This window comes from Candidatus Poriferisocius sp. (assembly GCF_965219815.1).
In the GTDB taxonomy this organism is placed as follows: Bacteria; Actinomycetota; Acidimicrobiia; order Acidimicrobiales; family Bin134; genus Poriferisocius.
In genome coordinates, this window is record NZ_OZ244791.1 from 269,630 (window position 1) to 295,005 (window position 25,376).

27 protein-coding genes and 1 pseudogene are annotated in these 25,376 nt (G+C 66.9%); 16 read left to right on the top strand and 12 right to left on the bottom strand.

Going from position 1 to position 25,376, the window contains the following annotated elements:
- The first annotated feature begins 19 nt into the window (after window positions 1-19).
- The 5 genes from ACOQPI_RS01285 to ACOQPI_RS01305 all read left to right on the top strand — a co-directional run bounded on the left by ACOQPI_RS01285 (window position 20) and on the right by ACOQPI_RS01305 (window position 5,407).
- A complete protein-coding gene (locus ACOQPI_RS01285) occupies window positions 20-739 on the top strand; it encodes a class II aldolase/adducin family protein (RefSeq protein ID WP_420617917.1) in 720 nt (239 codons plus the stop codon).
- A complete protein-coding gene (locus ACOQPI_RS01290) occupies window positions 740-1,636 on the top strand; it encodes an amidohydrolase family protein (RefSeq protein WP_420617918.1) in 897 nt (298 codons plus the stop codon).
- 2 nt (window positions 1,637-1,638) lie between these two features.
- Complete coding sequence (locus ACOQPI_RS01295; RefSeq protein WP_420617919.1) at window positions 1,639-2,229, top strand: hypothetical protein; 591 nt, start codon at window positions 1,639-1,641, stop codon at window positions 2,227-2,229.
- A 40-nt stretch (window positions 2,230-2,269) separates the two neighbouring features.
- A complete protein-coding gene (locus ACOQPI_RS01300) occupies window positions 2,270-4,576 on the top strand; it encodes an arylsulfatase (protein ID WP_420617920.1) in 2,307 nt (768 codons plus the stop codon).
- Window positions 4,577-4,684: 108 nt separating this feature from the next.
- Window positions 4,685-5,407, top strand: coding sequence for a hypothetical protein (locus ACOQPI_RS01305; protein ID WP_420617921.1), 723 nt, complete (start codon window positions 4,685-4,687; stop codon window positions 5,405-5,407).
- Between the two features lie 3 nt (window positions 5,408-5,410).
- Here ACOQPI_RS01305 and ACOQPI_RS01310 read toward each other — a convergent pair whose 3' ends face one another.
- The 6 genes from ACOQPI_RS01310 to ACOQPI_RS01335 are packed head-to-tail and all read right to left on the bottom strand — an operon-like array spanning window position 5,411 to window position 13,376.
- Window positions 5,411-5,839, bottom strand: coding sequence for a nuclear transport factor 2 family protein (locus ACOQPI_RS01310; RefSeq protein WP_420617922.1), 429 nt, complete (start codon window positions 5,837-5,839; stop codon window positions 5,411-5,413).
- Window positions 5,840-5,852: 13 nt separating this feature from the next.
- A complete protein-coding gene (locus ACOQPI_RS01315; RefSeq protein WP_420617923.1) occupies window positions 5,853-6,941 on the bottom strand; it encodes a phosphotransferase family protein in 1,089 nt (362 codons plus the stop codon).
- Window positions 6,942-6,977: 36 nt separating this feature from the next.
- Complete coding sequence (locus ACOQPI_RS01320) at window positions 6,978-9,224, bottom strand: molybdopterin-dependent oxidoreductase (protein ID WP_420620970.1); 2,247 nt, start codon at window positions 9,222-9,224, stop codon at window positions 6,978-6,980.
- A gap of 45 nt (window positions 9,225-9,269) precedes the next feature.
- Window positions 9,270-10,145, bottom strand: a complete 876-nt coding sequence (locus ACOQPI_RS01325) for a hypothetical protein (RefSeq protein WP_420617924.1) — start codon at window positions 10,143-10,145, stop codon at window positions 9,270-9,272.
- A gap of 34 nt (window positions 10,146-10,179) precedes the next feature.
- On the bottom strand, window positions 10,180-12,597 hold the full coding sequence (locus ACOQPI_RS01330; RefSeq protein ID WP_420617925.1) for a CaiB/BaiF CoA transferase family protein: 2,418 nt from the start codon (window positions 12,595-12,597) through the stop codon (window positions 10,180-10,182).
- Window positions 12,598-12,638: 41 nt separating this feature from the next.
- Window positions 12,639-13,376, bottom strand: coding sequence for a class II aldolase/adducin family protein (locus tag ACOQPI_RS01335; protein ID WP_420617926.1), 738 nt, complete (start codon window positions 13,374-13,376; stop codon window positions 12,639-12,641).
- A gap of 172 nt (window positions 13,377-13,548) precedes the next feature.
- On the opposite strand from ACOQPI_RS01335, the gene ACOQPI_RS01340 reads away from it, so the two are divergent.
- Window positions 13,549-13,944, top strand: a complete 396-nt coding sequence (locus ACOQPI_RS01340) for a DUF5318 family protein (protein ID WP_420617927.1) — start codon at window positions 13,549-13,551, stop codon at window positions 13,942-13,944.
- 9 nt (window positions 13,945-13,953) lie between these two features.
- Here the strand turns inward: ACOQPI_RS01340 and ACOQPI_RS01345 are convergent, their stop codons facing one another.
- The gene (locus tag ACOQPI_RS01345; RefSeq protein WP_420617928.1) at window positions 13,954-15,351 is read right to left on the bottom strand and encodes an amidase; all 1,398 of its coding nucleotides are present in this window, start codon (window positions 15,349-15,351) and stop codon (window positions 13,954-13,956) included.
- A 129-nt stretch (window positions 15,352-15,480) separates the two neighbouring features.
- Here ACOQPI_RS01345 and panB point away from each other — a divergent pair, with 129 nt between their 5' ends.
- The 6 genes and pseudogenes from panB (at window position 15,481) to dnaB (ending at window position 19,856) form a co-directional block, all read left to right on the top strand.
- Window positions 15,481-16,335: a 3-methyl-2-oxobutanoate hydroxymethyltransferase gene (gene panB / locus ACOQPI_RS01350; protein ID WP_420617929.1), complete on the top strand. Its 855-nt coding sequence runs from the start codon at window positions 15,481-15,483 to the stop codon at window positions 16,333-16,335.
- Between the two features lie 119 nt (window positions 16,336-16,454).
- The gene (gene rpsF, locus ACOQPI_RS01355) at window positions 16,455-16,799 is read left to right on the top strand and encodes a 30S ribosomal protein S6 (protein WP_420617930.1); all 345 of its coding nucleotides are present in this window, start codon (window positions 16,455-16,457) and stop codon (window positions 16,797-16,799) included.
- Window positions 16,800-16,816: 17 nt separating this feature from the next.
- Window positions 16,817-17,305 carry a single-stranded DNA-binding protein gene (ssb, locus tag ACOQPI_RS01360; RefSeq protein WP_420617931.1) on the top strand — a complete coding sequence of 163 codons (489 nt, stop codon included), beginning with the start codon at window positions 16,817-16,819 and terminating at the stop codon, window positions 17,303-17,305.
- Window positions 17,305-17,547 (top strand): annotated as a pseudogene (rpsR, locus tag ACOQPI_RS01365) (30S ribosomal protein S18); the annotation flags it as partial. The gene ssb and the pseudogene rpsR, both read left to right, overlap by 1 nt.
- A gap of 326 nt (window positions 17,548-17,873) precedes the next feature.
- Window positions 17,874-18,320: a 50S ribosomal protein L9 gene (gene rplI, locus ACOQPI_RS01370; RefSeq protein ID WP_420617932.1), complete on the top strand. Its 447-nt coding sequence runs from the start codon at window positions 17,874-17,876 to the stop codon at window positions 18,318-18,320.
- A 156-nt stretch (window positions 18,321-18,476) separates the two neighbouring features.
- Window positions 18,477-19,856, top strand: a complete 1,380-nt coding sequence (gene dnaB / locus ACOQPI_RS01375; RefSeq protein WP_420617933.1) for a replicative DNA helicase — start codon at window positions 18,477-18,479, stop codon at window positions 19,854-19,856.
- A gap of 84 nt (window positions 19,857-19,940) precedes the next feature.
- On the opposite strand, the gene ACOQPI_RS01380 is transcribed toward dnaB, so the two are convergent.
- Window positions 19,941-21,245, bottom strand: a complete 1,305-nt coding sequence (locus ACOQPI_RS01380) for a Fic family protein (protein WP_420617934.1) — start codon at window positions 21,243-21,245, stop codon at window positions 19,941-19,943.
- A 267-nt stretch (window positions 21,246-21,512) separates the two neighbouring features.
- Between ACOQPI_RS01380 and ACOQPI_RS01385 the strand changes: the two genes are divergently transcribed.
- Window positions 21,513-21,956, top strand: coding sequence for a hypothetical protein (locus ACOQPI_RS01385; RefSeq protein ID WP_420617935.1), 444 nt, complete (start codon window positions 21,513-21,515; stop codon window positions 21,954-21,956).
- 177 nt (window positions 21,957-22,133) lie between these two features.
- Here the strand turns inward: ACOQPI_RS01385 and ACOQPI_RS01390 are convergent, their stop codons facing one another.
- Window positions 22,134-22,367, bottom strand: a complete 234-nt coding sequence (locus ACOQPI_RS01390) for a hypothetical protein (protein WP_420621070.1) — start codon at window positions 22,365-22,367, stop codon at window positions 22,134-22,136.
- Window positions 22,280-22,480 (bottom strand): DUF2335 domain-containing protein, encoded by a 201-nt coding sequence (locus ACOQPI_RS01395; protein WP_420620971.1) that lies wholly within the window; start codon window positions 22,478-22,480, stop codon window positions 22,280-22,282. Before ACOQPI_RS01395 ends, ACOQPI_RS01390 begins: the two co-directional genes overlap by 88 nt.
- A 422-nt stretch (window positions 22,481-22,902) precedes the next feature.
- Here ACOQPI_RS01395 and ACOQPI_RS01400 point away from each other — a divergent pair, with 422 nt between their 5' ends.
- From ACOQPI_RS01400 to ACOQPI_RS01410, 3 genes are read left to right on the top strand one after another with little or no spacing between them, the layout of a single operon-like run.
- Window positions 22,903-23,034 (top strand): DnaB-like helicase C-terminal domain-containing protein, encoded by a 132-nt coding sequence (locus ACOQPI_RS01400; RefSeq protein ID WP_420617936.1) that lies wholly within the window; start codon window positions 22,903-22,905, stop codon window positions 23,032-23,034.
- A gap of 50 nt (window positions 23,035-23,084) precedes the next feature.
- On the top strand, window positions 23,085-23,216 hold the full coding sequence (locus ACOQPI_RS01405; protein WP_420617937.1) for a hypothetical protein: 132 nt from the start codon (window positions 23,085-23,087) through the stop codon (window positions 23,214-23,216).
- Between the two features lie 20 nt (window positions 23,217-23,236).
- A complete protein-coding gene (locus tag ACOQPI_RS01410) occupies window positions 23,237-24,424 on the top strand; it encodes a carboxypeptidase-like regulatory domain-containing protein (protein ID WP_420617938.1) in 1,188 nt (395 codons plus the stop codon).
- Window positions 24,425-24,438: 14 nt separating this feature from the next.
- On the opposite strand, the gene ACOQPI_RS01415 is transcribed toward ACOQPI_RS01410, so the two are convergent.
- Together ACOQPI_RS01415 and ACOQPI_RS01420 are read right to left on the bottom strand one after the other, a co-directional pair.
- Window positions 24,439-24,846 carry a hypothetical protein gene (locus tag ACOQPI_RS01415; protein ID WP_420617939.1) on the bottom strand — a complete coding sequence of 136 codons (408 nt, stop codon included), beginning with the start codon at window positions 24,844-24,846 and terminating at the stop codon, window positions 24,439-24,441.
- 51 nt (window positions 24,847-24,897) lie between these two features.
- Window positions 24,898-25,245, bottom strand: a complete 348-nt coding sequence (locus ACOQPI_RS01420; RefSeq protein ID WP_420617940.1) for a hypothetical protein — start codon at window positions 25,243-25,245, stop codon at window positions 24,898-24,900.
- Window positions 25,246-25,376 lie beyond the last annotated feature (131 nt).

Consider the following 25,376-nt stretch of genomic DNA (forward strand, 5'->3'; position numbering starts at 1 on the left):
GATCAACGAAGGAGGACCGATGACCAAGACCTGGACCGAAGACCATCCCGCCTTCCAAGTGGCCGCGTCCCGGCGCATCCTGGCCCTTGAGGGATGCGAGAGCCGGGTGGCCGGCCACGTGTCGGTGCGCGACGCCGAGCGGGCCGACGCCTTCTGGGTGTCGCCGTTCGGCTACTTCAGCGAAACGCTGCCCAGCGACGTGAACTGCTACGACATGAAGCTCAACCTGCTCGACGGCGACACTCCGGCGTCGCCGGCGGTGCGGTTCCACGCCGGGTTCTACGAGGCCCGCCCCGACGCCAACTCGGTGATCCACACCCACTCCCACTACGTGGAGGTGCTGTCGACCACCGGCAAGGACATCGGGCTGTACTCGGCCGACGCCTGCCTGTTCTACCAAGAGCAGGCCCACTACGCCGACAACGGCATCGACAACCCGGTGGACGGCCCCCGCATGGCCGAGGCGCTGGGCCAGCGGTCGGTGGTGCTCATCGGCAACCACGGCGCCTGCTTCGTGTGCCCCTCGCTGGAGGAGGCCACCATCAAGGCCATCGCCTACGAGAGCTCGGCCCGGGCCCACTACGAGGCCAAGGTGGTGGGGGGCCACGAGATGCCCGAGGCCGAGGCGGCCCGGGCCAAGAAGGCGTACCACAAGTACTTCATCCCCATGATGTGGGAGGCCAACTACCGCCGCTTGCGCCGCACCGACGCCGACCTGTTCGAGACGCTGGCCGGCTAGATGGCCCCCGAGCCCGAAACCCACCCCATGACCCCTCACCCAATTGAGAGCATCGGGGTGGTCGATCTCATGCTGGGCGTGCCGTCGGACCGCGACGCCTGGTACGCCAACTTCCAGGGGCTGCTGAAAGACACCGAGAGCCGCAGCTTCGGCCACGGCGCGGCCTACATGTTCAAAGACCTGCCCCAAGTGGACGGCACGGTGGACTTCATCGCCTACCTGCTGGCCGAGATGGACCTCTGGGGCATCGACAAGGGGCTGTTGCCGGTGAACTTCGGCGACACCTGGGGCACCCGAGGGGTCACCGAGCACCCCGACCGCCTCTACGGCAGCTATCTGGTGGACCCCAACCAGGGCATACAAGCGGTGCGGGACCTGCGCCGGGCGGTGGACGAGCTCGGGATAATTGCCGCGGCCTGCTTCCCCACCGGGCTGCACCCCCAGGTCAACATCAACGACCCGCTCATGTACCCGATCTACGCGGCGTGCTGCGAGCTGGAGATCCCCATGTGCATCAACGCCGGGGTGCCGGGGCCGAGGTTCCCGTTCGGTCCCCAGCACGTCGAGCACCTCAACCAGGTGTGCTACGACTTCCCCGAGCTGGTGCTGGTCACCCGGCACGGTTCCGAGCCGTGGGAACGCCTCATGGTCAAGCTGATGCTGAAGTGGCCGGGGCTGCACTACTCCACCTCGGCGTTCGCCCCCAAGCACTACCCGAAGGCCATCATCGACTACGCCAACACCCGGGGCGCCGACAAGGTGATGTACGCCGGCTACTTCCCCTCGGGGCTGTCGCTGGAGCGGATTATGACCGAGATGCGCGACGTGGGATTCCGCGACCATGTTTGGCCCAAATTCCTGCGGGACAACGCCCTGCGGGTGTTCAATATGGCATGAGCATGATTGAGCAAATCTTCCGCCGACGGGACCTGGGAATCATCGACTCCCTCATCGGAGCGGGCATCCTGGTTGTCGCCGTATTCACCTGGGCCGTCCAATCCGAGCGGTTCGACCCCAACAACGAGCTGTCCGACAACTGGAAGTGGCAGCTCTGGCAGATCGCCCCCCTGGTGTTCTCCATCGTCGGCGTGTGGCTGCTGTGGCGCAACACCAGCAAAGTGCCGTGGATCCGCACGCTGTGCCTGTCGTCGCTGGCGGTGGCGTTCTTGCTCAACAAGTACACCGACACCTTCAACAGCAGCAACAACCTCTGGAACACCATCGATCCGCTGTTCGTCGGCTGTGCCACCGTGGCCATGTGCGTTGGGTGGCGCCGGGTGATGGCCCAAAGGCAGGGCATGGAGCCAGCCAACCCCTTCACCCTCCTCGCCGCCGTCGTCGCCACGGGGCTGGGGGTGGCGGTGTTCATCGTCGCTTTCTTCTTCTACACCTGCGAGACGGCCTGGGATGTCCTCGACCCCCTGGTGATCTTGGCCCTGCTCACCTGGGCAATAGGCGCCCGCCGCACTAACGTCGGCGACGCCATCTGAACGAAATGAGGATTCCCATCGATGGATTGAGGAGACGCTGATGAGCGATCACGCGGCGAAGAGGCCTGAGCCCTACCAGGGGTGGGAGGGGCGAGCAGGGCGCACGGTGGCCGGGTCGGACCCGTGGTGGCCTGAGGGGGTGCGAGCGCCGGAGGGGGCGCCGAACATCGTGGTGGTGCTGCTGGACGACCTGGGGTTTGCCGATCTGGGCTGCTACGGCGCCGAGATCGACACCCCCCACATCGACCAGATGGCGGCCGAGGGGCTGCGCTACCTGAACTTCCACGTCAACCCCATGTGCTCGCCCACCCGGGCGTCGCTGCTCACCGGTCTCAACCACCACGACGTGGGGGTGGGCCACGTGTGCCACTCCGATCCCGGCTATCCCGGCTACACCGCCGAGCTCACCGAGCACTGCGCCACGGTGGCCGAGATCCTGCGGGCGGGGGGCTACGCCACCTTCATGGTGGGCAAGTGGCACCTGTGCAAAGACTCCAACCTGGTGGGCCCCCGGCACTCGTGGCCGCTCCAGCGGGGATTCGACCACTACTACGGCTTCCTCGACGGGTTCACCAACTTCCACCACCCCCACCGGCTGATCCGCGACAACAGCGTGGTGCGCACCGACCAGTACCCCGACGGCTACTACTTCACCGACGACATCACCGATGAGGCCATCGCCATGGTCCGGGAGCAGAAGGCGGCCCGGCCCGACCAGCCGTTCTTCTTGTACCTGTCGCACGGGGCGGTCCATGCCCCGCTCCAGGCCAAGCAGGCCGACATCGAGAAGTACCGGGGGGCCTACGACGCCGGCTGGGACGAGATCCGCCAGCGCCGCTTCGACCGCCAGATCGAGCTGGGCATCTTCGACGCCGACACCGCGCTGCCGCCCCGCAACTCCGAGGAGCGCAACGACGTTCCGCCTTGGGACGAGCTGTCGGCCACGCAACAGGAGGTGTTCGCCCGCTACATGGAGGTGTTCGCCGCCATGGTGGACAACGTCGACCAGAACTTCGGGCGGCTGCGGGCCGCACTCGAGGAGCTGGGCGAGTGGGACAACACGCTGGTGCTGTTCACCTCCGACAACGGGGCGTCGCGGGAGGGCGAGGACACCGGCTGCTCCCAGTACTTCGAGGTGCTGTCGCCCACCGCCGGAGACGTCGACGCCGACCACGCCCGGCTCGACCTGCTGGGCGGACCCCAGACCCTGGCCCACTATCCCCGGGGCTGGGCCATGGCCGGCAACACGCCCTTCCGGCTGTACAAGATCAACACCCATGCCGGCGGGCACCAGGTGGCCATGATCTCGTCGTGGCCGGAGCGGATCGCCGACCCCGGCGGGTTCCGCCGCCAGTACCTGCACATCACCGACGTGCTGCCCACCGTGCTCGACATCGTGGGGCTCAACGCCCCCGCTGAGCGCAACGGCCAGCCGCTCAAGGGGCCGCTGGCCGGGGCCAGCTTCGCCCCCACGTTCGCCGACGCCGACGCGGCCGAGCGCCACACCGAGCAGTACTACGAGCAGATCGGCCACCGGGGGTTCTACCGCGACGGCTGGGAGGCCGTCACCCTGCACCTGCCCATGACCCCTTTCGGCGGCCACGAGTGGGAGGTGTACAACCTCAACGACGACCCCACCGAGACGGTGGACCTCTCAGAGGCCGAGCCCGCCAAGCGCCAAGAGCTGATCGACGCCTGGGAACAAGCCGCCCACCGCTACCAGGTGTACCCGCTGGACGAGGGATCGATGCTCAAGTACGTGCAGCGGCCGCCTTCGGAGGAGGTGTACGAGACGCCGGTGCGGCTCGTGCCGGGCACCGACACCTTGGAGCGCTACCGGAGCATGAAGATGATCCAGGCCCGCTCGTTCACCGTGGACATCGAGTTCGACTACGCCTCCGGCGACCAGGGCATGCTGGTGGCCCACGGCGACCAGGGCGGCGGCTACGCCTGCTACGTGGAGGGCGGCGAAGTGGTCTACGTTCACAACGGCTACGGCCACATGCGGCACCTGAACAGCGGCCCGCTGGCCGAAGGGCGCCGCACCGTGCGGCTCGACTTCACCATCACCGACGGCTTTGCCTGGGATCTGCGGCTTCTGGTGGACGGCACCGAGACCGCCGCCGGCGAAAACTTCACCGGAATGTGGACCATGGCCCCCTTCGAGGGAATCGACGTGGGCATCGACCGCCGCTCCCCCGTTTCATGGGACGTCTACCAGCGCCACGGCCCCTTCCCCTACACCAACACCATCGAGTCGGCCACCTACACCCCCGGCGAACAAGGCCCCATGGCCGCCACCCGCACCGTGGAAATCCTCAAACAAATGGGCGCCCGCTTCGAGTAAAACTGGCCGGAAGCACACGAGGAGCTTTCCTTGGCCACCAGGCTTCAACCTTCACCTCCTGAGACAACTCGGCGGAGACCGCCGTATCGGCATTTGGTTCCGGCGACGGTGTTGGTGGTTCTTCTGCCGGTGGCTGTTTGGCACTTGTTTGGGGATCAGACGGATTACTCGGATGATGACCTTCGGCTTTATTTCATCTGGCGGGCGCCGGGGTGGCTGAATGAGCTGGCCCACCCGATCGGGCTGGTGGCCTCGCTGGCGGTGTTGGCGGCGCTTCTTTGGCTGGCGGTGGAGTACTGGCTGGAGCCTTGGCGCAAGTGGTGGTTCTTCGTGCTGGGGCCTCTCTGCGTGCTGGGGATCTATGCCGGGTTGGGGGGAAGATACGCCACCGCGGGCATCACCGAGGATGACGAAGTAAACGTCTACGGATGGCTGAGCCTGTTGAGCGTGCCGGGGGTTGTGGCCGTGTTCTCCACCATGCTCGTGGTAGCGGCATCCAAGGTCAGGCCGGAAACGACCACTCGCTACCTGGCCAAGGTAGGGCTCAAGCCAACCAGGCGGACGGCGATTGCTGCGATGCTGCTCGGCGGTCTCATTTCAGCCGGTCTCTCGCTGGGCATCGCCGCGGCCAAGACCGTGGCAGCGCCCTCGAACAGCTTGTCGTTGAATGAGTCCATCAACATGTCGCTGATGTTTCTGCCCGTTCTCCTCTTTGTCGGGGTAATGGGGCTTCTCGTCTACCTGGCCCTGATGTCCGGCGGGCTCCTGCTCGCCTGGCTGCTGTTGTTCCGCTCTGCCGACCGGATTCTCAAACGAAGGAACTACTGGTAGCCGTCAGTCCCAGCGGGGGCGGGGGGATTCGGGGAGCCAGGAGTCGGGCTGCTGGGCGATGAGGTAGTTGTAGTCCCAGTATTCGCGCCAGTGGACGATCTTTCCGTCGCGGATCTGGAGGCGGCACAGCACGGGGAGGCTGGCCACGGTGCCGTCGGGGTGGTGCCACACCTCCACCCGCTCCACCAGCACGTCGTCGCCGCTCACCCAGATGTCGGTCACGCCCATCTCGAAGCGCTCCAGCATCGACAGGCCCACCTCCAGCTTCCCGATGATGCCGGCGTGGCCCACGGTGCCCCCGGAGTCGGTCTCGAACGGCATGTCCTGGTAGGTGCCGTCTTCGGTGAACAGCTCGGCCACCGCGGGCCAGTCCATGCGCTCCAGCGCGGCGAACAGGGCCTCGGCCAGGGCTCGATTCTCAGCGTCGCTCATGGGTCTCTCCGGGTCACTCGGGGGCGGGCATGCCCAGGTACTGGGCCAGCATCTGGGTGGAGGGGTTGACCCGCTCGTACTGGGCGCCGAAATCGGCGGGGAACGTCCCGTACTTCACCTGCATGTTGACGATGGCCACCATGATGATGCAAAAGCGCAAACAGCCCCAGGCCTCGAAGTAGTCGATGTGCTCGGCGGGGCGGCCCGTGGCCTGCTCCCAGCGGGCGATGGTGCCCGCCCGGTCGGCGAAGCCGGGTAGCCAGCTTATGCCAGCCCCCTCGCTCAAGAACCGGTTCATGTACAGGAACCAGCCCAGGTCCACCTCGCCGGGGCCCAAGTCGGCCATCTCCCAGTCGAACACGGCCATCACCTTGAAGTCGTCGCCGTACATGAGGTTGCTGGGCCGGGCGTCGCCCCAGTTCAGCTCGGTGGGCATCGACCCAGAGGGGTCGTTGGCGTCGAACCAGTCCAACGCGGCGTCGATCAGCGGCTTGGGCCGGTCCTCGGCAGCCCAGTCGGCGTAGTAGCGCTGATAGCCGAGCTGCTGGGCGAACCCCGGCCCGCCGTATTGGGGACGCTCCACGAAGTCGAAGCCGTCGGCCTTCCAGTCGGTGCGGGCCACCGCGGCCAGCGTGTCCACCGACGAGTTGTACAGGGTGGCCTGCTGCTCAGCGGTGGCCTCGAACACCCAGCCCTCCTGGAAGAACGGCGGGTTGTCGGAGGGGACCCGGCCGTGCAGGCGATCCATGATGAAGAAAGGCTCGCCCAGCACCTCGCCGGTGTCCTCCACCCACAGGATCTCGGGCACCGGCACGCTGCCGCAGGCGGCCATGTTCTGCATGCTCCGGTACTGCACGCTCATGTCGTAGGCGGGGAAGATGGCGTAGTCGGTGGGGCGCTTGCGCACCACGATGCCCGAGTCGCGGATCTGGCCGTCGCGGGTGTAAACGGCGTCGCACACCAGGGTCTCGTTGCTGAACCCGGAGGCCTCGGGGTTCACCAAGAAGGTCACCTCGGCATCGGACACTCCCGGCCGGGAGTTCATCCACTCCGACAGGGAGGCCTTGATGGCGTCGATGTCGCGGTCTTGGGGAATAGCCATAGAAGCCTGAGATTACCCACCGGAACCAGCGAGATATCAGGCGGGGACGGGGACCACTTCCACCTTGATCCCGTTCACGATGGCGTTGCCGGAGATCTCGTCCACCAGCTCGCCCGGGGCCAGCAGGTTGTTGTTGACGCCGGCGAACTCCTTGGCCACCGAGAGCTGCACGCCGTCGAGGTTGTGGCCCCAGCCGTGGGGCAAGCTCACCACGCCGGGCATCATCTCATCGCTCACCTCCACCGGCACCTCGATGCTGCCGATCTCCGTGCTCACCCGGGCCGCGGCCCCGTCGACCAGGCCCATCCCCTGGGCGTCGTCGGGGTGTACCAGCAGCGTGCAACGGTCCTTGCCCTTCACCAGCACCTTCACGTTGTGCATCCACGAGTTGTTGGAGCGCACGTGGCGGCGGCTCACCAGCACCACCCCGTCGTCGCGGCCCAGGCGGCGCTGGAGCCGGCTCACATCGGCGGTGATGTAGGGCGGGGCCATCTCGATCTTGCCCGACGGGGTGTGGAGGATCTCCGGCACCCGGGGCACCATCGGCCCGAAGTCGAGGCCGTGGGGGTTGTCCTTGAAGTCCTGGAGGGTGAGCCCGTCGGGGTTCTCGCCGTAGCGGTCGCCGCGATGGCCCACCCGGATCATGAAGTCGGTCATCCGCTCGGGGCCGGCGATGTCGTAATGCGACAAAACGTGCTCGGGATCGAGCCCGAAGAACATGCACAGCCCGGCGAATAAACCGTCGTCCACGGCCTTCTCGTCGATCTCGTCGTTGGATTGGCCGCCCATGAGCGCGCCCACCCGCACCAGCACCTCCCACTCGTCGGGACGGTCGCCGTAGTCGAAGATGCGCTCCGACCAGTTGCCCGCGGTGCGAGCGGCCCAAGACCAGATCATCTCGTCCCAGTGGGGCTGCTCCAGCGGCGACAGCCCGGGCAGGATCACATCGGCGTGGCGGGTGGTGGCGTTCACCCAGTTGTCGATGCAGATCATGGCGTCGAGCATGGGCAGCGCCTCATCCAGGCGGCCGGCTTCGGGCGAGCTGATCACCGGGTTGCCGGCGATCACCACCAACGCCTTTATCTGGCCCTCGCCGGGGGTCATGATCTCCTCCGAGAGACACGACACCGGCACCTGGCCCAGCACCTCGGGGGCGCCGCGCACCCGGCTATGCCAGCGGCCGAACTCGGGCTCCTTGGGCTCCTCGAAGTTGAGGGTGGTCAGGGCCGGGGCCACGGGATTGCCGAACATCATCCCGCCAGCCACGTCGAAATTGGCGGTGAGCAGGTTCACCACGTCGATCAGCCAGGAGGCCAGCGTGCCGAATTCCTGGTTGCACAATCCGATGCGCCCGTACACACACGCGCTGTCGGCGGCGGCGATCTCCCGGGCCAGCCGCCGGGTGGTCTCGGCCGGCACCTGGGTGGTTTCGGCCACCATCTCCGGCGTCCAGTCGGCCACCAGGGCCCGCACCTCGTCGAGGCCGTTCACATGGCCGGCCATGGTGCCCAGCTCCACCAGACCCTCGTCGAACAGCACGTGGCACAGGGCCAGCAAGAAGGCGGCGTCGGTGCCCGGCGTGATGGGCACCCACTCGTCGGCATGGTCGCAGGTGCCGGTGCGCCGGGGGTCGATCACCACGCACTTGCCGCCCCGCTCGCGGATCTTGTCCATCTCGCCCAACACGTCGGGGCAGGCCAGGAGGCTGCCCTGGGAGGCGTGGGGATTGGCCCCCATCACCACCAGATACTGGGTGCGCATGATGTCGGGGGTGGGGAAGGTCCAGGCGTTGCCGTACATGCACTGCGACGACACGTTCTTGGGCCACTGGTCCACCGTGCCCGCCGAGTAGCCCATCTCCACGCCCGACTGGAGCACCAGCGCGCCCACATAGCGGCTGATGGAGAAGTTGTGGGCGGCGGGGTTGCCGATGTAATAGGTCACGGCGTCGGTTCCGCGGGTGTTGCGCACGCCGTGGAGCAGCTCCTCGCAGCGGGCGTAGGCCTCCTCCCAGGTGGCCTCCTGGAAGGTGCCGTTCTCGTCTTTCACCAGCGGCACCCGCACCCGGTCGGGGTCCTCGTGCAAGTGGCCCAGCGTGGTGCCCTTGGGGCAGATGAAGCCCTTGCTCCACACGTCGTTCCGGTCGGCCCGAATGGGGGGCAGAACCTTCTCGCCCTCGGTCTTGATCTCCAGCCCGCACATGGCCTCACACAGCGGACAGGTCCGGTAATGGGTTTTCACCTGGCCGTCTGCTCCAGGCGAATCGGGGGCATGGGTCTCCACAGTCACGTCTGCGATGTTAGTGAGAGCCGGTTATGGCCCCTGAATTCAGCGGAGTTGGTCGACGTAGGTGTTGGTGCCGGGGATGGTGGGGATGAAGGGGGCTGATAGGGCGAGGGAGGCTTTGGGGTGGGCGGCTAGGGCGTTGTGGTGGGCGGCGAAGGCGGCGGGGAACACGTCGGCGGGGTCTTGCTCCAAGAACCACAGCAGGCACAGGCGCTGGCCCACTTTGGCGGTGGGGGCCACCGGCGGGGTGCCGGGCTGCTCGATGCGGCCCTGGGCGAACTCCCGGGGAGCGAAGGCCAAGCACATCACCGCGGGCGAGCCCAGCAGCACCGAGGGCAGGTGGTCGTTGGCCAGCCACTCTTCGAGGGCCTCCTGATCCGACACGTCGGCGGCGTCCACCACCTCCACCACGAGGCCGGCGAAGGGGTGGTTGAGCGCCAGATGGGGCTTCATGGGGCCGCTGCCGGGGCGCACCACGCCGAAGCGGTAGTGGTGGAAGGCGGTGTACACGTGGTCGCGCTGGGGGAAGCCCCGGCCGTGGGGCATGAGGGCCTCGGCCATGGCCAGAAAGCTCCACCGCTCGGTGTCGTCCTCGTGGCCCGGCGTGCTCCAGTACAGCGAGATGTAGCAGCCGGCGTCGGGAGGCTCGAACGCGGGCTCGTCTACGGCGGGGCGCAAATCCCGCAGCGCCCTAGGGGCCACCCAGCGCCGTCCGGCGTACACCCAGGGGCCGTGCATGGCCCCGGAGAAGAAGTGGTCGTCTTCGTACCACCGGTTGTAGTCGTACTCCTGGCCCTCGTGAGGCTCCACCATGGTTATGAGCGCGCTGCCAATGCCGATGTCGTTGGGCAGATGCAGCGCCAAACGCTCATACACCGACCGGTCGGCCGGGGTCCGATCAGGCTCGCTTGTGGTCATGGGCACCTCCTCGAGGTGGTCTGGTGGATGTCTGCTAGGTGAGCGCGCCGGTGGCGGCCAGGGCGGTGATCTCTTCGTTGGAGAAGCCGAGGATCTCCGACATCACCTGCTGGGTGTGCTCGCCCACCATGGGGCCGGCCCGCCACGGGCGGGCGGGGGTGGCGGAGAACAGGGTCACGGGGCCGTCGAAGGTCATGGTGCCGATGGCGCCGTGGTCGAGCTCGATGAAGAACTCCCGGGCCACCAGGTTGGGGTCGGCGTAGAAGTCGCTGGCCCGCAGGGCCACATAGGCGGGCACGCCCGCAGCCCGCAGCTCCTGGGCGGCCTCGAAGCCGTCGCGGGGGGCGAACCACTGCGCGAGGATCTCGTCGGCGGCCGCCGTCTCGGCCCACCGGTCGCCCACCCGGCGCAGGTCGGACACCACCGAGCCCAGCGCCTCCCACTGCTCGTCGGTCTCCACCGCCACGGCGCAGAACCGCTCGATGCCCGCGGTGCGGTACACGCCGTGGGGGGCGGCCCGCTCGGAGCTCAGCCCGGCCTGGGTGCGCACCCGGCCGCTGTCGCGGTACTCCAACACCAGGGGGGCCAAGAAGTGGATGGAGGCCTCGATCTGCGACAGGTCGATGTACTGGCCCTGGCCGGTGCGGTTGCGATGGTGAAGCGCGGCGCCCAGAGCAGAGAGGGCATACCGGGGGGAGATGAAGTCGGTGTAGGCCCCCCAGGGAGCGTTGGGCGGCCGGTCGGGCCAGCCGGTGACGGCGACGAAGCCCCCCAGGCAGGCCCCGTGGAGGCCGAAGCCGGTGTGGTGGGCCTCCGGGCCGGTTTGGCCCCGCATGCAGCTCGAGAGCATCACCGCTGCGGGGTTGAGGGCCGCCACATGCTCGTAGCCAAAGCCCAGGCGATCGGCGGTGCCAGGGGTGTAGTTCTCCACCACCACGTCGGCCCACTCGATCATCCGATCGATCACCGCGGTGGCCTCGGGAACGGTGAAATTGAGCCCCAGGCCCAGCTTCGACTGGTTCATGTTGGCCATGGGATGCCCGGCGCTCATGGGCGAGGCATGGGGCAGGTGCGGGGGGATCCAGCGCAGGGTGTCGAGGCGGGCCTCGGTCTCCACCCGCACCACGGTGGCCCCCAGGTTGGCCAGGTCTTTGGAGATGAGCGGCCCCGCCGCGATCCACGACAGGTCGGCCACCTTCAGACCCTCGAACAGCGCCCCCCGGGGCTCCGCCCACACCCGGCTGGGGGCTTTTGGCTCCGCGACGGGGTCGAGGCCCCCCAGAAGCTCTTGGTGCTGGCCCAGGGCGGGGGCGGGATGGCGGAAGGCGATGGGGGTGGCCGACAGGCGGGCGAACGGCCCGGCATGGGTGGCGCCGTTGACCTCCACCCAGAAGTCGCGGGCGGCCAGCTGGGGGTCGGCGGCCAAATAGGCGGAGGTGTAGCAGGGGGCCACCAGCATCTTGCCGGCCACGGCATGCTCTTGGATCTCGGCCTGCGTCTTGGTCTTGATGAAGCGCAGCATCTGGCCCAAGGCCCGATCGGCGTCGGCCGGCGCCAGGGTCTCGTTGCCCAACAGCTCCAAGTAGCGCTCCCAGTCCACCTCGCACAGATCGCGGTCGAGGGCGCCCTCGGCAATCACCCAGGCCATGAGCGACTTCATGCCCCGGTTGCCCTGCTCGCCCAGCACCAGGGTCATGCCCACGAATCCGTCGGCGCAGGGCTCGATGAACGGCATGCGCACGCCGGGAACGATCTCGGGATGGGTCACCTGGGCCCGGTCGTCGCCCCGGCCGGGGAAGTCCTGGCCCAAAGCGGCGTAGCTGGTGATGGACATCAGCGACCACATCACCGCGGCCTGGATGGAGCTGTCGAGGTGCTGGCCCAGGCCACTGCGGTCGCGCTCGCACAGCGCCATCACGGCGTCGGCGGCGGCCTGCATCGCCCCGAGGAACGACGTCTCGGGATAGCCCACCGGGGTGGGCACCCGGTCGTGGTCGCCCTGCATGCCCAACAGCCCGCCGGCGGCCGACAGGGTGAGGTCGGTCATGGGCACGGCGGCGTCGGGGGTGCCGATGCCAAACGAGGTCACCGATACGTACACCAACCCGGGGTTGACTGCGGCCAGATCGTCGGGACCGAGGCCCCGCTCGGCCAGGTGACCGGGGGCGAACGACTCCACCAGAACATCGGCGCCGGCCGCCAGAGCCCGCAGCTCGGCCTGGCCCCCAGGGGTGTCTATGTCGCACACCACGCTGTGCTTGCCCAGGCCCCACGCCTCCCAGAACAGCGAGCGGCCGTCGGCGGCGAACGGCGGCGTGGTGCGGGCGTCGCACCCGCCGGGGGGCTCCACCTTGACCACCTCCGCCCCCAGGTCGGCCAGAGTCTTGCCGGTGGCCTCAGCCATCCGGGTGGACAGGTCGATAACCCTGATGCCGTCGAGGGCGCCGCTCATGGTCTTGGCTGCGGTACTTGGCTGCTGAACCTGGCTGGGCCTCAGCCGGACAGCAATTCGGGATCGCGGCGCAGCTCGGCTCGCACCATGGCCTCCCAGAACCCGATGAAGTTGTCGCCGGGGCTGCGCTTCATCATCTCCACGTAGCTCTCGGGCAGCACCGGGTTGAGCTCGCCCCCGGCGGCCCGGATGTGCCACCCCCGCTGGCAGCGCTGCTCAAGAGCCACCGCCCGCTGGTGTACGGCCCGGGCCGAGTTGCCCAGCACGAACACGCCGTGGCCGGCCAACAGGGCCAGCTCGGCATCGCCCATCTTCACGCAGGCGCTGCGGGCCGAGGCGGGGTCGTTGACCGCGCCGTCGTACTCGTCCACCAGCACCAGCTCGCCCCCGCCCAGCGAAGACGACTGGTCCATGGCGGGGGGCACCTCGGCCATGTCGGCCCACACCGTTCCGTACAGGGGGTGGTTGTGCATGGCCCAGGCCACCCCGGGGCGGAGCTTGTGCAGCTCCAGGTGCAGGGGGATGCCGGGGGGAACCGGCCAGTCGCCCTCCACAACGTTGCCGTCGAGATCGATGCGGATCACCTGGCTGGGGCGCAGCTCGTCCCAGGTGATGAGCCACGGGTTGCACATCAGGGTGCCGTCGCCCATGCTCACGGTGATGTGGCCGGCCAGGTGGTCGTTGTAGCCCTCGTGCCACAGGCACCGGGCCAGTAGCACCAGCTCCTCGGCGGTGGACAGATCGGGTATCAGCTTCTCAGCGGTGGGTGTGAACGCCATGGCCTCACAGTAGTGGGCGCAGATGACAGATGGCCCGGCCAACTGCTCGGCCGAGCCCTGAGAACAGCTCGCCCACCGAAGAGCAAAGCCGCCGGATTTTAGCGGAAAGCCGCCAAGTGGTGTCGGCCCTTTGAACGACCACCGGCTTGACAGATGTGGCTACTCTGTCGCCATGGCCGACTCAATGGCCGCAGCAGTAGGGGTTCAGCCCGAGCCCGCCTCCACGGTGGACTACCGGCTGGTGCGAGCCCATGTGCTCCAGCGGATCTTGTGCGGCACCCGTATGGCCGACGACGTGTGCGACGCCCACCCGGAGCTGGTGCGGGCCGGTCGGGAGGTGGGCACCCCCGCCGGCGAGCCGTGCCCGGTGTGCCACGGAGACGAGCTGGCCCTGGTGTCGTACGTGTTCGGCCCCCGGCTGCCGGCCCACGGCCGCTGCATCAGCTACGCGGCGGAGATCGCCAAGCTGGCCCGGCGCAAGGGCCGGTTCACCTGCTACGAGGTGGAGGTGTGCCCCGACTGCCGCTGGAACCACCTCCTGCGCAGCTACGTGCTGCAACCCCGCTGAGCAGAGGCGCTAGCGGGGCTGGGGCCAGAACGGGCGGGCCTGCTCCAACTGGGCAGCCAGCCGCAGCAGCAGGGCCTCGGCGCCGTAGGGGGCGATGAAGTGGCTGCCCACCGTGAGGCCCCGGTGGTCCCAGTGCAGGGGCACCGACATGGCCGGCTGGCCGGTGGCGTTGGCCATGGCGCAAAACGGGCTGTAGGCCCCCTGGCGGGCGCCCCACGCAGCCACGTCGTGGGCGTCGGCCATCAGCTCGCCCAGTGGGGGCGGCACCCGGGCCAGGGTGGGGGTGAGCACCAGATCGATCCCCGAGGCGTGGTACTGGCCCATCTTGCGGCCCATCAGGTGGCTGTCGAGCACGGCCTGGGCATAGTCGGGGCCGGATATGTCGGCGCCCCGAGCCACCATGGAGGCGGCCAGCGGCTCCAGGTCGCCCTCGCCGGGGGGCCGCCCGCACACGGCCTCGCGCCGGGCCATCAGCGCAGCGATGTTGGAGGTGGTAATGATCCCCTGCGGCGAGCCCATTCCCCGGCGTATGGGCAGATCGGCCTCCTCGATGTGGTGGCCGAGCTCCTCGCACAGCGCCACCGCGGCGTCGATGGCCCCCCGGGCCACCTCGTCGATCTCGATCCCGTCGGCCGAGCCGTCCCACACCGCGATCCGCAGCGGGGGCGGCGGCACCGCAATGGCAGCCTCGAAGGTGGTGTCGGGCGTCGGTGCCACATAGGGGTCGCCGGTGGCCAGCCCCGAGATGGCGTCGAGCATCACCGCGCTGTCTCGCACGGTGCGGGTGATGGCGTGGGTGGTGGAGTAGCCGCTCCACCCCTCCCCGGCGTCGGGGCCGAAGCTCACCCGGCCCCGGCTGGGCTTGAGCCCGAACAAACCGCAGGCCGACGACGGAATCCGGATGGAGCCGCCCCCGTCGGAGGCGTGGGCCGCAGTGAGCATCCCCGAGGCCACCGACGACGACGCTCCGCCGCTGGAGCCGCCCGCGCTGCGAGAGGCATCGAGCGGGTTGGCACAGGGGCCGAACAGGGCGGGCTCGGTGGTGGTGGACAGGCCGAGCTCGGGCGAGTTGGTGCGGCCCACCAGCACCAGCCCCGCCTCCCGGTAGCGGCGCACCACCTCGGCGTCGTGGTCGTCTACCGGGGCGTCGGCGAAGTAGCGCGACCCGTGGGTGGTAACGGTGCCCCGCATGGCGAAATGCAGGTCTTTGATGGCGAACGGCACCCCCCGCAGCCGCCCGTCGGCGGCCGGCTCGGGCTCAACCACCGTGGTGATGGCGTTCATGGCGGGGTTGCGCTCGTCGATGCGGGCCATGGTGGCCTCCAGCACCTCGGCCTCCGACACCTCGCCGGCCCGAATGGCATCGGCCAGCCCCACCGCATCAGTGCGGTCCAACAAATCGTCCATGGCTTCGACGCTAGCGGTCGATTGCAGGCCGAATACAGGCGAGGGGTTGGCACCGGTGCCAAGCCGGTGGACTACAGTAGAAAGCGACCGCCGGCAGCCAAGTGCGCTGGACGGGAAAGGGGAACAATCATGGGCTCAAGGCTCACTGCGCCGGCTATCTCCAAACGGAAGACAAGCCTGGGCGCCGACCCGCTCGTCATGCTCACCGCCTACGACGCCCCCAGCGCTCGCATGGCCGACGAGGCCGGGGCCGATCTCATTCTGGTGGGCGACTCGGTGGCCATGGTGGTGCTGGGCCACGACGACACCATGAGCGTGACCGTGGACGAGATGGCCCACCACACCGCGGCGGTGGCCCGCACCCGCCCCAAGGCGATGGTGGTGGCCGACATGCCGTGGATGAGCTACCACGTGACCGCGGCCGACACGGTGACCAACGCGGCCACCCTGGTGCGGGCCGGGGCCCAAGCCGTGAAGCTGGAGGGCGGCGCCGAGCGGGTGCCGATGATCGAGGCCATCGTGAGCGCCCAGGTGCCGGTGATCGGCCATCTGGGGCTCACCCCCCAGTCGATGCTGGCCCAGGGGGGCTACCGGGTGCAGGGGCGCAGCAGCGAGGCGGCGCTGGAACTGGTGGCCGACGCCAAGGCGCTGGCCCACGCCGGATGCTTCGCCATCGTGCTCGAGGGAATGCCCGCCGCGGTGGGCCAGATGATCACCGACGCGGTCGACGTGCCCACCATCGGCATCGGCGCCGGCGGCCACTGCGACGGCCAGGTGCTGGTGTTCCACGACGTGCTGGGATTGGAAACCAGGATGCTCCCCCGGTTCGTGCGCCGCTACGCCACCCTGCACGACGACGGCGTGGACGCCCTGACCCGGTTTGCCGCCGACGTGCGCTCCGGGGCGTTCCCGCACCCCGACGAGTGCTACGAGATGAACCCCGAAGAGGAAATGGCCCTCGGCCTGTACGGATACCAGGGATAAATGGCCCTCGGCCTGTACGGATACCAGGCATAGCCGGTAGAGTTCTCGTGCAATAAAAGCCCCTGCCCCGAATGTCGGGGCTCCGGTACACACCGGGTCCATAGGGAGGTGAGCTCGCAATGCGGGCATACGAATTGATGGTCATCCTGAACGCGGGCGTCGAGGAATCCGACGTGGCCGGCTGCATCGAGCAGGTGACCCAGAACATCGAGGCCCAGGGCGGCGAGGTGAAGACCGAGGATCGGTGGGGCAAGCGCCGCTTCGCCTACGAGATCAACCATCAATCCGAGGGCTATTACCTCGTCCTCGAATTCGTGACCGAGACGCGCGAGATGGGCACATTGGAACGTCTCCTACGACTCGCGGACGACGTGGTCCGCCACAAGCTGATCCGTCTGCCCGACGAAGAGGCCGCCCGACGCGGCCTTCTGGGCGACGGCACCCCCCTGGCTGCGGCCGGGTAACCCAAGGAGACACAGAGATGGCTTTTGACAACACGGTAACCGTCACCGGAAACATCACCAGAGACCCGGAGCTGCGATTCACCCCCGGCGGCAGCGCGGTGGCCACCTTCGGGCTGGCCTGGAATCGGCGCTGGCAGAACCGCCAGACCAACGAGACCGAAGAGCAGGTGTCGTTCTTCGACGTCACCTGCTGGAACACCCTGGCCGAGAACGTGAGCGAGAGCCTCACGAAGGGCACTCGGGTGATCGTGAGCGGGCGGATGGAGCAGCGGTCGTGGGAGACCCAGGACGGAGATCGCCGCTCCAAGGTGGAGATCATCGCCGATGAGGTGTCGCCCAGCCTGCGGTGGGCCACCGTCGAGGTGATCCGCAACGAGCGCCGCGACGGCGGTGGCGGCGGCGGACGTAACCAGGGTGGCGGCGGGGGCGGCTACCAGGGCGGGGGCGGCGGACGCCCGCCCCGCAACCAGGCGCAGGATTATGTTGCTGACGAGGAGCCGTTCTGATGGCCAAGGGACCGAAGAAGCCGAAGGCCAAGGACATCAGCCGGCGGCGCAAGAAGAAGGTCAGCGTCCTCACCCAGGAGGGCATCGGCTATGTGGACTGGAAAGACATCAACCTGCTGAGGCGGTTCATGTCCGACCGGGCCAAGATCCGGGCCCGCCAGGTAACCGGCAACAACCAGCAGCAGCAAAGGGAGATCGCCCGAGCCATCAAGAACGCCCGCGAGATGGCGCTGCTTCCCTACAACAACCGCATCACCACCCAGCGCAGCGCGGGTCGGACGCGAGACGACAGCCGCATCGACGGCCCGGCGCCCCAGCCCACCGCACCGCCGCCCGGTTTGCGGCCAGCCGGCGAGATGGACGGCGACGAGCTGGAGCCCATGGACATGGGCCCCGACGCCATGACCATGGAGGCTCCGCCCGAGGGGGGAATGGCCCCCGAGACCACCGCTGAGGCTGTTCTCGAGCCAGCCGAGGAAGCCGCTCCCGAGGCCACCGAGGCCCCAGCAGAGCCAACCCCAGATGAGGCCGCTCCTGAGGCTGAAGAAGCCGAGGAGGAGCCGGTGTCATGAAGGTGGTGCTTCGCGACAACGTCGACGCCTTGGGCAAGAAGGGCGATGTGGTGGAAGTGGCCGACGGCTACGCCCGCAACTTCTTGATCCCGGCCGGCAAGGCCTTCAAGTCGTCGCCGGGGGCCGAGGGCCAGGCCGAGCGCATGCGCCAGGCCCGCGAGCTGAAAGACGCCAAAGAGCTGGCCGAGGCCCAGGAAATGGCCTCCCGGCTGGTGTCCACCCCCATCCACATTGCGGCCCGGGCCGGCGCCGAGGGCAAGCTGTTCGGCTCGGTTACCACTGCCGACATCGTGCGGGCGGTGGCCGAGCAGGCCAACATCATGCTGGAGCGCAAGGCCATCGACTCCGAGGGCATCAAGGAGCTGGGCAGCCATTCGGTTGTCGCCAAGCCCCATCCCGAGGTGGAGTTCCCCATCACCGTCGAGGTGATTGCCGCCGAATAGCCCCGGGCAGGCCGCTTTTGACAAATCCCCAGGTTATCCACCTATTTCAACAGCGCTTCCCCTAGCGTTACACACTGCGCATTTGCCACAGTAAGCAACCGTGGAATGCGGTCGGGCTGAGCAACTGTCACCGGTGTCTGGATAATAGGTGCAGTTGTGAGCGATCCCTTCCAGTATCCCGACGACGGCCGGTCCTCAGCGCCCCCGGGGCGCCTGGGACGGGTGCCGCCCCACGACCTCGACGCCGAGGAAGCGCTGCTGGGTGCGATGCTGTTGAGCCGCGACGCCATCGCCGATGCGGTGAACCTGATCCGCCCCGAGCACTTCTACCGCCCGGCGCACGCCCATGTGTACGAGGCGGTGTGCAACCTCTACGCCCAGGGCGAGCCGGCCGACGCGGTGACGGTGGCCGCCGAGCTGAACGCCCGGGGCCTAGCCGACAAGGTGGGGGGCAACGCCGCGCTGGTCAAACTGCAAACCGGCACTCCGGCGTCGGCCAACGCGGCCAAATACGCCAACATCGTGCACGAGGCGGCCACCCTGCGGAAGCTGATCGAGGTGGGCGGGGAGATCTCCGAGCTGGGCTACGAGGGCGCCGACGATGTGGTCAAGACGGTGGACTCGGCCGAGGCCATGGTGTACCGGCTGGCCGCCGACCGCATGGGCGATTCCACGGCCCGCATCTCCGAGCTGCTGCCCGCCAACTTGGAACGCATCGAGATGCTGTACGAGAAGGGCGAGATCGTCACCGGCACCCCCACCGGCTACAACGACCTCGACGAGATCACCAGCGGTTTGCAGCCCAACACCCTGGTAGTGATCGGGGCCCGCCCGTCGGTGGGCAAGACCAGCTTCGCACTGGGCATGGCGGCCCATGCGGCCATGCGGGCCGACAAGCCGGTGCTCGTCTTCTCGCTGGAGATGAGCCAGCTCGAGATCAGCCAGCGGATCCTGTGCGCAGAGGCCCGGGTGGACGCCACCCGAGTGCGCACCGGCAAGCTCACCGACCAAGACTGGGCCGACCTCTCCACCGCCATCGGCCGGCTGTCGGAGGCCCCCATCTGGGTGGACGACAACCCGGCGGTAACCATTATGGAGATCAGGGGCAAGTCGCGCCGGCTCCGCAGCCAGGTGGGCGAACTGGGCATGGTGATCGTGGACTACCTCCAGTTGATGACCGGGCGCAACACCGCGGAGAACCGCCAGGTGGAGGTGTCGGAGATCAGCCGGGGCCTCAAGATCCTGGCCCGGGAGCTGCAATGCCCGGTGGTGGCGCTCTCCCAGCTCTCCCGCAACCTGGAACAGCGCCAAGACAAGCGGCCCATCCTGGCCGACCTGCGGGAGTCGGGCTCCATCGAGCAAGACGCCGACATCGTGATGTTCCTGTACCGAGACGAGATCTACAACCCCGAGACCCAAGACGCCGGCACCGCCGAGGTGATGGTGGCCAAGCACCGCACCGGCCCCACCGGCAAGACCCGCCTAGCCTTCATCAAACACCACACCCGCTTCGCCAACATGGCCCGCTCCGCCTAAGGCCTTGGCTCACGGCAGGAGTGCAATAGTCGCTATTCAGCTATCTAGGCGGCCTCGGCGGGGGGGGGGGGGTCGTTGTCGAGTTCAGCGGGCGGTGTATCGGTGTTGTCCTCTGTGGCCGCTCGGGAGATGGCAGCGCTCTTGGGAGCGAGGTCCAACGAATCCACAGGTAGGCGGTAGCGGCAGTCTTCCGCCGTCGGGTCTTGTTCGCCGAATGCTCTCCACTATCTCGGGGACGGTGAACCGGAGGTTCCTCCGCCCGCCAGCTCGGGCCACGATGCCGGCGGACTCAAGGGAGCGAAGCGCGTTGCGCGCTGCCTGTTCGGTGACACCGAGGCGTCTCGCCACTGTTGCGGCGTCGAGCACAGGCATCGTGGGCAACACCTCAACCAGCGCGGCTGCTGTACTGTCGCTTCGGAATCTCCCGGCCGTCTGCCATCGCTCTATCAGGGCCTCAGCGTCGCGTGCTGTCGAGGCGGCTTGGTCGCAGGCGTGTTGGCAAGAGCGGGCAAACAGGCTCAGCCACGGCCGCAAAGCGCTGCTACGCGAAGCATCGTCGTCAGCGGCGCAGACCGCCCTGGTGGCGTTGAGCGCCTGATAGTAGCCAGACCGGTCGTCGCTGAGCGCCGTGCTGATAGGAAGGGTGCCGAGTGCCGCGCCGGTCGCGTTTAGCACGGTGTGGATGAGTGCCCTGCCTGTTCGGCCGTTGCCGTCGGAGAACGGATGGATGGTCTCGAACTGGGAGTGGGCCACGGCTGCCTTCAGCACGGGTGGATGGCCGCTGCGATTCACGTAGTCCACAAGGTCGTCCAAGAGGGACGGCACGTAGCCCTCGGGGGGTGCCACGAAAGAGGCGTCCTCGACAAGGCAACCGGGCGGGCCGATCCATATCGGCGCGTCCCGCAGCACGCCTCCGATGTCTGCGTCCCGGGTCCCGTCGAAGAGAAGGCTGTGAAGTTCGAGGATGTCGTCTGCTGAGCAGGCGGCACCGGAGCGCATCTTCGACCCGAGCTCGATCGCTGCTGCTGTCTGTTTGGCGGCACCGAGCGTGAGCGCGTCGTTCTCGTCGGATACGGGCCTGTCGACCTGGTCCATGTACCGCGCCCACGCGAGGCCCGCCCCGGTGGATTCGACGCCCTCCATGATGCTCGACTGGATGCTCTCGTCGCGGGCCATCATCCACTCTGCGATCGTGTGGCCGACACCAGTGGTCGGCAGCGACGCAGCAGCGGCCAGCGCCACGTCGGCTGCGCCTACCGTCGCCAGATCATCGGCGGTGAGGACGGGCTCCCATCCGGCCAGCGGGTGTGGGACATAGGCGCGGTAGGTTCTGCGCCCATAGCCCGTGGGCGATGCCAGGAATGCTTCCGCAGTAGTGTACCGACCCACTCCGCCACTTTAGCGCACCGCATGGGCTATAGAAGGCTGGTTTGCGGTTGAATGGGATTCCTAACCCGCCGTATGGGCTATACCGGTGCTCCAGGTGGGCCACCTCACCCGACCAAGCCACTCGAGCTAGGCGGCCTCGGCGGGGGGGTTGTTGTCGAGGCCAGCACCGCCTGAGCTGGCCCGGCAGGAGCCAAAATCCAAGCCCTTTTGACTCACACATCTCCTTGTGCGCAACATTGCGCAGCCAAACCAACCTGAGGAGGAACTATGGACGACACATTGATTCTGACTATCGTGTTCTGCGCTTGGGGGCTTGCAGCCATCCTCGTGATGCTCTACTTCCATTGGATATCGAGCAAGGAGCAAAGGGAGCGGGAGCTCAAGGAATTCATCGCAGAGTCGCTTCAAAACTGGCCCGTCGAGAGAGCTCTCGAGGACTGGTTCGAGACCTCGGCCAGCGAGGGGCGAGCCAGATACACACTCGAAGACTGGCTGAAGACCGCTACTAGCGAGGGGCGAGCCAAGTACACACTGAATGACTGGCTTGGGACCGCTACCACCGAAGGGGTAGCCAAGCACAAACTCGAAGACTGGCTGAAGACCGCGCTGACCAATTGGCAGGTCAGAGAAGTGCTACGGGAACAAATCGGCGAGATCGTCGAAGCCGAAGTCCGCAGGCAGCTCCTAGAAGCCAGACTCAAGGCCGCATAGCCAACCAGGCAGAGCAGCTAGGCGGCCTCGGCAAGGGGGTCGGTCCCCAGCTTGACCTCGATGCAGGCCAACCGCCAGCCGCTCGGCGAATGCGGGTTCGGCAGAGTTCCCAACCTACTGAGACATCGCTTTTGGGTGGTACGCGTCTCGGCCTAGGAGAATTGGCGGGTGGCTGATTCAGGCTGCTTCTCTGCGGCCTAGGACGAACACGGTTACGAGGCCAACTAGATCGACTGATCCCAAGATGATGCCCGCAGTGTCGTGATCGGCGAGCACAAGCCAGACGGCCGCACACAAGAAGAGGACTGAGATTAGGAATCCTGCTAGTAGACCGGCAAGCGAACGCCTCGCGCCGAACTCAAAGTTCTCCTTCTCGACCCGTTGCTGGTGGCTGATCTGTGATTCGGCCATTTGACGATGCGATCAGCAAGGCCCGGCAAGACCTGTTCGTATTGCCTCAGATCTTCTGGCGAGGGTATGGGGCCTTGACGGCTTGTGACTTCAAGCGACTGAGAAATCACCACGTCTGGTGAAACGGCATCTTGCGATGGAGGTTGTCCGCCTACCTCGGTGGCAATTTCTCCCTCAGCAGGTTCCAAACCAGCCGAACCGTCTTTGGCGGCCCGGCTGCGCTACTCGTCGTTTTCCATCAGTCAGTAGACCGAGGAAGTTCAAACCGTCCCATTGCAGATTGAAGGGCATCGCCCACTGCCCACCAACTCCGAGCCAGTGCTTCGCTTGCCGCCCGTTGGTGATCTTCACTCATCTTGCGGCGAGGGCCGAGACTGCCGGTGAAATCAAAGATCGCCGCTGCGCCGGTCAGAAGTGCTGACCTATTGGGACTCTCCTGAGTTTCACGACTAACAGACACGCTCACTGATGACCTCTCCTTGTCTCTGGCTCTTTATCACGCTACCAGCCAATGTGATGCACAACACCAACAACGTTGACCCACGCCCAAGACGTCGGCACCGCCGAGGTGATGGTGGCCAAACACCGCACCGGCCCCACCGGCAAGACCCGCCTAGCCTTCATCAAACACCACACCCGCTTCGCCAACATGGCCCGCTCCGCCTGAGCGAGCCGCTCGGGCTAGGCGGCCTCGGCGGGGGGGTCGATGTCTAGCTTTTGCTCGATGCGGGCCAGGCGCTCACCGTCGTTGCGGAGCACGTCGAGGACTCCGTCGATCCTGTTGCCCTGAGCCTTGAGTTCCCCGATGAGCCTGTGCTCTACACCTTTGATCTCTTCGAGATCGCCTGATCGCCAGCCAGGAGGCGTTGTTGAACACCTACCGGTGCCGGTTCGACATCGACACTGAGACCGTGCCCGGAGGATGCATCGACGGCGCGCCGGCACCGGTGGAAGAGCCCGCCCCAGCAGCAGAGCCCGCACCGCCGCTTCCCGCCCTGAGGCCTCCGCCAGGCCTGCTTCGCCTCAATCCCTTCTACCAGAAGTACCTGGACGCCAGCGGAATTCCCATCGTCTCTTCGGCCGCGGTACACGACCGAGCGCTGTACCAGGCCAGAAACCTCATCCACGAGGTGCTGGCCAACCGCCCCGACCTCATCGAGGTGCTCGCCAGCACGCGAACGCGCGTCGCCATCATGGCCGAGAGCGAGGTGATCACCGACATCCCGGAGCACACGGGGTTGTACCTGATCTCTCCCGGAAGAGATTGGGACACCATTTTGCAGGGAGGCGGACTGGGGCCGAGCCGGGCGATCCCCGTATTGGTCGTTGCGGAGGAAAACCTGATCTGCCTGCAAAGCGATCGGATTCCCCACGCCGACGTCTTCATTCACGAGGTTGCCCATGCGGTGCTCACCATGGCGATCGAGTTCAAGCTGAAGGACTCCGAGTTCCGCTCCCGCGTCGAGTCTGCCTATGCCAGTGCGATAGGCGCCGGACTCTGGCGCCACACCTATGCGGCCACCAACCCCGACGAATACTGGGCCGAAGGGACTCTGGCCTGGTTCAACCTGAACAGCCCGCCCGGCCCCATTAACATCAACGTCAACACCCGGGCTGAGCTCATCGAGTACGACCCGGCGCTGGCCGAGCTGGTGGAGGAGGTCTACGGAGACGCCTCCGCGCCCTCTTCGTGCCACGAGACGCTCGACATCTCCCACAACAGCGTGGAGGGTGTGGTGCTGGACCCACACGGGCAGCCCGTTGAGTGGGCCCTGCTGTGGTTCGGTTCGGAGGCAAACCCCGATCGCACCTTCGACGTCACCGGCACCGACGGCACGTTCATAGCCAGGGTTCCCAACGGCTCCTACACCATCGAGGTCCACGCCGACCCGCCCGCAGAGTGCTCGTTCGTCGGCTGGTACGGCAACGGCGGCTTCACCACCAGACCAAACCAGATCATCCGAGTCGAGGTCGCAGACCAAGACGTGCTGGGCGTGCAGATCACGCTTCCCGACGAACTCGAGAGCCTCCCCTACATCGAGCAGTGCACAACCTGAGCTAGCAGCTCGGCCTAGGCGGCTTCAGCGGAAGGCTCGATCTCCAGCTTGGTCTCGATGCGGGCCAAGCGTTCACCGTGGGCCTTGAAACCCTCGTGTACTTCCTTGCGAAGATCGGTCAAGTGGCCGACGAACTTGTCGGTCAACCTCAACTCAAGATCCTTGATCTCACCAGTGACCTTGGTTTCCAGGGCGCTGATCTGGCCGGTGACCTTCTTGTCTAAGGCGCTGATCTGGCCAGTGAACTTCGTGTCTAAGGCGCTGATCAAGGCGAACAGTTCCGTGAACTTTTCATCGATATCCGTGAACTTTTCATCGATACTCGATTTTTTGCTTCTTTTCGAGGAGAAAAAGTGGTTCATCACTGCACCGATCAGAGCAGAAATCCCGCCGACTGCCGAACTCAGGACGACAGCATTCATATGAAACTCCCTCTAAGAGGGTTGTCAGAGGGGGAAGTGAATAGCGGAATTCTAACGGGGTCGGATACTAGGGGCAAGAAGCCAATCGCCACCGGTTCGGTGCGCGTTCCCCACATGCACCCACCCCAGAGCCAACCAGATCAGCATCAATCCGGCAACCAACCACACCGTCCCGACCAACCGGTAGGCCGTTAGCGGGCTGACGTCACCCACTCGCACGATGGCCTCTCCCACCAGGGCGGTGGCCGAGTAGTACACAGGGGTGTGCAGGTAGGCGGTGTTGTAGCTGTTCTCCGGGGTCAGCCTCGGATCGGGCGCGGGATCCCCGCATGCAGGCAGGTTTGATGAGCCGACTTCCCAGCCAGGCCAGTCGATCCCCCTACAGGCAACGGTTTCCAAGGCCTCCTGACCGTACTGCTCGCCAATCCGAACACCAGCCGAAGGGGCTTTGAGTGTGTAATCGAAGTGCTGGATTTCGTCGATTGGGGAGAATCTCCCCTACCTCGAGCAGTGCGCAACCTGATCCGCAC